Below are 344 nucleotides of genomic sequence, written 5' to 3'. Positions count from 1 at the left end.
AACCTGGTTACTTTATTCAGTGGTCTTATTTACTGGTTGTTGTTTTTGTAGCTATGGCTGAGCTAATTGCTATTGGGACTTATATTAATTTTTGGTTGCCGGATTTACCAATTTGGATGACAGAAGTCTTTGTATTAGTTCTTCTAACTTTATTGAATACTTTAAATCCAAAATTTTTTGGAGAAACCGAATTTTGGTTTGGGATGATTAAAATTGTGGCGATTATTGGTTTGATTTTAACGGCAATAATCCTCATTTTTAGTCATTATCATAGGAACTGATACTGTAAGTGTAACTAATATCACCAAAGGCTTCGAGTTCTTCCCAAATGGGCTTTCTAATTT

General features: G+C 32.6%; 1 pseudogene. It reads left to right on the top strand.

The features are described 5' to 3' along the window. Positions 1-281, top strand: a pseudogene (locus JKP73_RS22250) (amino acid permease); the annotation flags it as partial. Positions 282-344 lie beyond the last annotated feature (63 nt).

Source organism: Virgibacillus salexigens, assembly GCF_014905415.1.
GTDB lineage: Bacteria > Bacillota > Bacilli > Bacillales > Amphibacillaceae > Virgibacillus > Virgibacillus salexigens.
Note: the sequence above shows the minus strand (reverse complement) of the source record. Positions and strands in the feature narration are given on the sequence as shown.